This is a genomic window from Aquimarina discodermiae, from assembly GCF_040786235.1.
In the GTDB taxonomy this organism is placed as follows: Bacteria; Bacteroidota; Bacteroidia; order Flavobacteriales; family Flavobacteriaceae; genus Aquimarina.
The window spans coordinates 57,492-65,279 of sequence record NZ_JBFMKP010000032.1 but is presented as its reverse complement, the minus strand read 5'-3'; the positions used below and the strand labels follow the sequence as shown (position 1 = coordinate 65,279).

The 7,788-nt window shown below is 33.9% G+C and carries 6 protein-coding genes; 2 read left to right on the top strand and 4 right to left on the bottom strand.

The features are described from left to right. Positions 1-137: 137 nt before the first annotated feature. Complete coding sequence (gene pckA / locus ABW636_RS18730; protein WP_367591605.1) at positions 138-1,697, bottom strand: phosphoenolpyruvate carboxykinase (ATP); 1,560 nt, start codon at positions 1,695-1,697, stop codon at positions 138-140. Between the two features lie 69 nt (positions 1,698-1,766). Continuing rightward, positions 1,767-2,165, bottom strand: coding sequence for a DUF423 domain-containing protein (locus ABW636_RS18725; RefSeq protein ID WP_367591604.1), 399 nt, complete (start codon positions 2,163-2,165; stop codon positions 1,767-1,769). Positions 2,166-2,303: 138 nt separating this feature from the next. Here ABW636_RS18725 and ABW636_RS18720 point away from each other — a divergent pair, with 138 nt between their 5' ends. Then, positions 2,304-3,671, top strand: coding sequence for a saccharopine dehydrogenase family protein (locus ABW636_RS18720; protein WP_367591603.1), 1,368 nt, complete (start codon positions 2,304-2,306; stop codon positions 3,669-3,671). Between the two features lie 107 nt (positions 3,672-3,778). Further along, positions 3,779-4,249 carry an Lrp/AsnC ligand binding domain-containing protein gene (locus ABW636_RS18715; RefSeq protein WP_367591602.1) on the top strand — a complete coding sequence of 157 codons (471 nt, stop codon included), beginning with the start codon at positions 3,779-3,781 and terminating at the stop codon, positions 4,247-4,249. Between the two features lie 35 nt (positions 4,250-4,284). On the opposite strand, the gene ABW636_RS18710 is transcribed toward ABW636_RS18715, so the two are convergent. Together ABW636_RS18710 and pta are read right to left on the bottom strand one after the other, a co-directional pair. Then, positions 4,285-5,478 carry an acetate/propionate family kinase gene (locus tag ABW636_RS18710; protein WP_367591601.1) on the bottom strand — a complete coding sequence of 398 codons (1,194 nt, stop codon included), beginning with the start codon at positions 5,476-5,478 and terminating at the stop codon, positions 4,285-4,287. A gap of 33 nt (positions 5,479-5,511) precedes the next feature. Then, positions 5,512-7,605 (bottom strand): phosphate acetyltransferase, encoded by a 2,094-nt coding sequence (gene pta, locus ABW636_RS18705; protein ID WP_367591600.1) that lies wholly within the window; start codon positions 7,603-7,605, stop codon positions 5,512-5,514. Positions 7,606-7,788 lie beyond the last annotated feature (183 nt).

The following is a 7,788-nucleotide window of genomic DNA, read 5'->3' as shown; positions in this document are numbered from 1 at the left end:
AGGATTGCGTGTGCCTTTTTAAAACACATCTTTTAATCCTAAAATTGAAAAAAATCAACAAAAACCATAATGGATGAAAAAGAAAATCGCCTAAAAATAACTTTTTAGACGACCTCTTTGTAAATAAAACAAATATTTTATTTTTCGAATTGTTTAAAATTCTCATTAAAAGAATTTACTAATTCTTTTGCTTTTGTGTCATATGCCTCTTTGTCTTCCCAGGTGTTTCTAGGGTTTAAGATTTCTGATGGTACATCAGGACAGTTTTGTGGTACATTAAGGTCAAAATGTTGGTCTATTGCATATTCTACATCATCAAGTTTTCCTTCTAATGCAGCATTGATCATTGCACGAGTATATTTTAACTTCATACGACTTCCAGTACCATAGGCCCCACCGGTCCAACCAGTATTCACCAACCATACGTTAGCTCCTGTTTTCTCGATTTTTTCCATTAGCATGTTTCCGTACTCCTGTGGATGTAATGGCATGAAAGGAGCTCCAAAACAAGCAGAGAAACTTGGTAGTGGTTCGTTTACTCCAGCTTCAGTTCCTGCAACTTTAGCAGTATATCCGCTAATAAAATGATAAGAAGCTTGTTCTTTGGTAAGCTTAGAGATCGGAGGTAGTACTCCAAAAGCATCTGCTGTTAAGAAAAAGACATTGGTAACATCTTTACTTCTACTAGGAACTTTAATATTTTCTATATGATGAATAGGATAACTTACTCTTGTATTTTGAGTGATGCTAACGTCGTTATAATCAACATTTCCGCTTTCATCCAAAATAATGTTTTCTAGTAAGGCACCTTTTTTAATGGCTCCGTAAATTTCTGGTTCTTTCTCAGAAGAAAGATCAATTACTTTTGCATAGCAACCTCCTTCAAAGTTAAAAACTGTATTTTCTTCGGTCCATGCATGTTCGTCATCACCAATAAGTTTTCTCTTAGGATCTGTAGATAATGTTGTTTTACCCGTTCCAGAAAGCCCAAAGAATAAAGAGGTTTTTCCGTCTTCACCTTCGTTTGCAGAACAATGCATTGGTAAACAATTGTGTTCTACAGGAAGAATGAAATTCAAAGCAGAAAAAATACCTTTTTTGATTTCTCCTGTATAACCTGTTCCTCCTATTAAAGCAATTTTTTTCGAAAAATTAAGAATCGCAAAATTATGTTGTCTTGTCCCATCAACTTCCGGGTCTGCCATAAATCCTGGTGCATTTACGATCAACCAATCTGGACTAAAAGATTCTAGCTCTTTTGTCTCTGGTCTCAAGAACATGTTGTAAGCAAACATATTAGACCATGGATACTCATTAAGTACTCTAATATTTAACTTATATTCTGGATCTGCACAGGCATAACTGTCTCTTACGAAAATTTCTTTACCCGAAAGGTATTTGGTTACTTTGTTGTACAATGCATCAAAGGCTTTTTCGTCAAAAGGAATGTTAATATCTCCCCACCATACTTTGTCTTCGGTGATTTGATCTTTAACAATAAATCGATCTTTAGGAGATCGACCTGTAAACTCACCTGTTTTGATTGATAAGGCACCAGATGATGTAATTTTTCCTTGATCATTTTGCACTACTTCTTCTTGAAGTTGTTCAGATGATAACTGATAGCGCATTGTAGCATTTTCAATACCATAGTTCTTTAACGAAAACGTTTTCGTAGTTGGATACAGTGGTTCCATAAAAATATGTTGTGTTTTGTTATGTATGTGCAAAATTATAAATAATAATTACACTAACCGATAAAAAATTTACTTTATCTTAACAAAAGAAATTATACAAAACAACCATCCTAAAATAAGAAGTAAACCTCCCAAAGGGGTAATAAAACCAATACTTGAGAGAGAGATACCTAAAGCTTCATCTATTGTTAAAAGATATATTGATCCAGAAAAAAGAAATGTTCCTCCTACAAACAAATAAAAAATACGTTTTTTAACAGCTTCTGACAATACAGATAGGTTTCCTAAGATAAGACAAACAATGGCGTGATACATTTGATAACGCACTCCCGTAGTAAAAGAATTAACACTCTCGGTATCTACAATTTTTTTTAAACCATGAGCACCAAAGGCACCTAGTAATACAGCGATTAATCCCATTACAGCTGCAGTAATCAAAATTGTTTTATTTATCCCTGTTTTGCTCATAATTGATTATAATAAGAGTTATATTTGAAAGAATAGACACATTATTAGTAAAACTTTAATTAATAGATAACTATTAATAACTTGTTGTTTACGGTATTTATTACATTCGTGTCAAAGTTATCAAAATATTCATACGGTATGCGCAAAATTCTAGTTATAGGTGCGGGTAAATCTACGGGAGTATTAATTAAATATTTTCAGAATAAATCTAAGTCAGAAAATTTACATATTACTATTGGTGATATTTCTATTGAGAGTGCAAAGAAACTTGAAGCTGGTCATGCTAACACAACAGCAATCGCCTTAGATATTTTTAATCAAGAATTAAGAGAGAAAACTATTTTGGATGCAGATATAGTGGTATCCATGCTTCCCGCTCGTTTTCATATAGAGGTTGCCAAGGATTGCCTTCGATATGGTAAATGTATGGTTACCGCCTCGTATGTAAGCCCAGAAATGCAAGAATTAGATAAAGAAGCTCGTGAAAAGGGTCTTGTGTTTATGAATGAGATAGGAGTAGATCCTGGGATAGATCATATGAGTGCTATGCAGGTAATAGATCGTATTAGAAATCAAGGCGGAAAACTAATTCTATTCGAATCTTTTACAGGCGGGTTGATTGCTCCAGAAAATGATACCAATCTTTGGAACTATAAATTTACATGGAATCCACGTAATGTGGTAGTGGCAGGACAAGGAGGTGCTGCAGAGTTTTTACAAGAAGGAGCTTATAAGTATATACCCTATCACAAACTATTTAGAAGAACAGAGTTTCTTGAAGTAGAAAACTATGGCCGTTTTGAAGCGTATGCTAATAGAAATTCTTTAAAATATCAGGAGATTTATGGGTTAGACGATATACTAACCCTTTATAGAGGTACGATGCGTAGAGTAGGTTTTTCTAAAGCCTGGAATACTTTTGTACAGTTGGGGATGACAGCAGATGACTATAAGATTGTTAATTCTGAAAAAATGAGTTATCGGGATTTTACAAATTCTTTTTTGGCGTATTCTCCTACAGATTCTGTAGAACTTAAATTGCGACATTATCTCAAGATTGATCAAGATGATATTATGTGGGATAAACTACAAGAATTAGATCTTTTTAATCCTGATAAAAAAGTGGGAATCCCTAACGCCACGCCTGCTCAAATTCTTCAGAAAATTTTGATGGATAGCTGGACATTGGATAAAGATGATAAAGATATGATTGTAATGTATCATAAATTTGGGTATGAAATTAATGGGGAACGAAAACAAATTGATGCTACCATGGTGAGTATAGGAGAAGATCAAACCTATACAGCAATGGCAAGAACAGTTGGCTTACCGGTTGCAATGGCAACTATACGAATCCTAAATAGACAAATTACACAACCAGGTGTGCAAATACCTATTCGAGAAGAAGTGTATACTCCGATATTAAAAGAACTTGAAGAGTATGGAATCGTATTTAATGAAAAAGAATGTGAGTATTTGGGGTATAATCCTAATGGTGTAAAATAATAATGAATAAAAGATGACAACTGATAATTTGCAACTAGTAAGGTTGTTTTTATTTCGATTATAGATTAATAGTTATGTTTTAGTTGTTATATGAAACTTGTAAAGTAATGAAGGGGCAAAATGATAATTTAGTACTTGATGGTATAGATAAAGAAATCTTGCGTAGTCTGATGGAAAATGCTCGAAAACCTATTCTAGAAATCGCTAGAAAAGTGGGGGTATCGGGTGCTGCAATTCACCAAAGACTTCGTAAACTGGAGGCATCTGGATTGATAGCAGGATCCAAATTTATTATTGATCCCAAAGTGTTGGGATATAAGACAATGGCTTTTGTTGGGGTTTATTTGGATAAGGCAGTTAGCAATCCTAAAGCAGTAAGGCAGTTACAAGATATTCCCGAAGTAATAGAATGTCATTATACAACTGGTAACTGGTCTATATTTATTAAAATTCTATGTAAAGATAATGAGCATTTGATGAATGTATTAAATAAAAACATTCAGGCAATAGATGGTGTATCAAGAACAGAGACGTTTATATCTTTAAACCAGCAAATTAATCGGCAGATTAAGATATAAAAAAGTAACACTACAATAGATGTGATCTGTTGTTTTTAATTTATGTTTTTGAACAAGCTATAAGATTGCTTGGCAATTTCAAGCTCCTCGTTTGTTGGGATTACAAGAATCTTTACTCTAGAAGATGGTGTGTTAATACCTCTTATTTCTTTTGATTTTATTAGATTCTTTTGTTCATCAAGTTCTATGCCCAGGTATGTTAATTTGTCACATGCCAATTTCCTGATAGTATTAGAGTTTTCTCCTATTCCTGCGGTAAAAACAATTGCATCCAGACCATTCATTATAGCAGCATAGGCTCCTATAAATTTTTTAATACGATAGGCGTTCATAACCAACGCTTTTTGGCAATTAGCGTTTCCTTTATTTGCTTCGGACTCTATATCACGTAAATCACTATGACCTGTAAGGCCTATCATCCCGCTTTGCTTTTGCAATAATGAATATACTTGATCTACCGTATGTCCCAAATCTTTTAGCATATAAAATATGACAGCGGGATCTATATCACCAGATCTGGTTCCCATAATCAATCCATTCATAGGAGCAAAACCTAAAGAGTGATCGATACATATGCCGTCTTTAATCGCAGTCATACTGCAACCATTACCAAGATGTATGGTAATGATTTTAGAATGTTCTTTTTCTAAGTATTCGATTGCTTTTTCAGAAACATATTTATGACTAGTACCATGAAAACCATAGGCTCTAATTTTGTGTTCATCAAGATAATTTTTAGGAATCGCATACCTATAAGCTTCTTCAGGCATCGTTTGGTGAAACGCAGTATCAAAAACAGCAACTTGTAATGCTTCTGGAAATATTTTTTCTGACACCAGAACTCCTTCTAAATTTGCCGGGTTATGTAATGGGGCTAATGATGAAAGCTCTTTAATTTTTTGTTTTACCTTATCTGTAATCTCTACTGTTTCAGAAAATGAGCTACCGCCATGTACCACTCTATGTCCGATTACTGAAATATCCGAAGTTGATTTGATTACTCCAGTATTTTTATCTAACAACAGATGAGCAATTAAATTCAAGCCTACTTTATGATCTTTAATCACATGTTCTTGTTCGATATCATGGGTATCAGTTTTATAACTTATGTTGGCGTCATCCAATCCAATTCGTTCAACCAATCCAGAACAAATAACATTTTTCTGTGGCATGTTAAACAGTTGAAATTTTATAGAAGAGCTTCCTGAGTTTATTACTAGTATTTGCATTGTCTTTATTTAAATAGGAACAAGTATAATTTTTTAGAGCCCCTGGGCTTGTATTGCGGTAATAATAACGGTGTTGTACACATCTTCGACAGTACACCCTCTGCTTAGATCATTTACAGGCTTATTTAATCCCTGTAACATAGGGCCAATTGCCAATGCACCAGTTTCTCTTTGTACTGCTTTGTATGTATTGTTACCAGTATTTAGATCTGGAAAAATTAGGACACTGGCATTACCTGCGACTTCAGAATTTGGGAGCTTACTTTTACCTACTTTAACATCTACTGCAGCATCGTATTGTATAGGACCTTCAATTTTAAGCTCAGGATGTTTTTTTCTAACGATATCGGTAGCTTTTCTTACCGTCTCTACATCTTCTCCCTTGCCAGAAGTACCAGACGAGTAGGATAGCATTGCAATTTTGGGTTCAATCCCAAATGCTTCTGCCGATTGTGCTGAAGAAATTGCTATTTCTGCCAATTCTTCTGCGTTTGGGTTAGGGTTAATAGCACAATCTCCAAATACAGATACCCTATCTTCCAGACACATAAAAAATATAGAAGAGACTACTTTTACAGTAGGTTTGGTTTTAATGAATTGTAGTGCTGGTCGTATCGTATGTTGGGTGGTATGAACCGCTCCAGAAACCATACCGTCTGCATGACCTTTATAAATCATCATGGTTCCAAAATAAGAGACATCTGCCATCATATCTCTAGCCATGTCCATATTTACATTTTTATGTTTTCGCAATTCATAAAAAGTGGAAACATAATCTTCGTAGTGAGGAGATTTTACAGGCGAAATGATATTTACCTTCTTAAAGTTAATTTGCAAATCTAATTTAGAAGCTTTGTCTTTTATTTTTTTTGCATCTCCTATTAGTGTTATGTCAACAACATCGGAAGCAAGTAAGCGATGAGTTGCTTTTAAAATTCTTTCATCAGAACCTTCGGGCAATACGATATGTTTTTTATGTAATGAGGCACGTTTTAGTAAATTGTACTGAAACATGCTTGGTGTCATGCTATTGGATTCGAAAGTGATAAGAGGGTCAATTAAACGATCTGCATTAACATAGTTCTCAAAAGTATCTATAGATGTATCTATTTTATGTAGATTATCGGCATAGATTTTTGATTTTATTGCACCTATTTGATTGGTAATAGAAAAAGTTCCTTGTTTTACAGATATAATAGGAACCGATAAAGAGACCCCTTCTATTAGTTTTAGAATGGGTTCTTCTGGCATAATACCTCCTGTAAGTATAATGGCCGAAATTTTAGGGTAATTGTCAGAGATATTTGCTTGTAAAGCTCCTAAGATAATATCTGCTCGATCTCCCGGTGTGATAACTAGACTGTTGTCTTTTAGGTGTGTTAGGTAATTTCGTAACTGCATGGCGCCCACCCCAAAGCTACCGGCTTGATTGTTAAGGAATTTTTTGCCAAAAAGGACTGTGCCATTTAATTCTTCACAAATCTCTTTAATAGTTGGGTGAATTAAAGAATCTATTTTAGGGATGACTATTTGTTCGGTATCTGTTCCCAGGTCTTTTTCTAACCTGATTTTTAGCTCGTTTTCAGATTCTTTTTCTACTTTATTAGCAATTACGGCAATTACTTCTACATCTTTGCCGCTAAATGTATCATATGCCAGTTTGAGATTGGCTGCAATTTCATTTTTGGTTTTATCCATTCCGCTGGCAACAAGAATTGAAGGAATTCCAAGGTTTTTTGCAATAACTACATTAATATCAAACTCTATCACATTACTTTCATCAGAAAAATCGGTACCTTCTATTAGAATAAAATCAAACCTTTCCTCTAAGCTTTTATATTTTTGAATAATTCCGTTGATAATATCTCCGGATTTTCCCTGATTGTATTTTTGTAGCACTTCGCTTCTGGTAAATGCATATGCATTTTCATAGTTGATATCCAGTTCGAAATAGGTAGTTACGGTTTGGATGTGATTATCGATGCTATTCGGTTTAGGATCATCTATAATAGGTCTAAAATAGCCTACCTTTGCAACTTTACCCAGTAACATTCTCATCAAACCTAAAACAACGATAGATTTACCACTATTAGGTTCTATGGTCGCAATATATACGGCTTTACTCATATTTGAATTTTAAGTAAAAACAACTTTTAGTGTTGTTTAGAAAAATGTAAAAAAACTTCTTTCCCTTTTTCTGAAATATAAATAATATCGGTGTAAATATTACTACCCGATGAGGCATTTTTTTAAACTTAACTAAGGCATGAAAAATGTATATTTTTAATATTCTAAAAAAGATACTTAGAC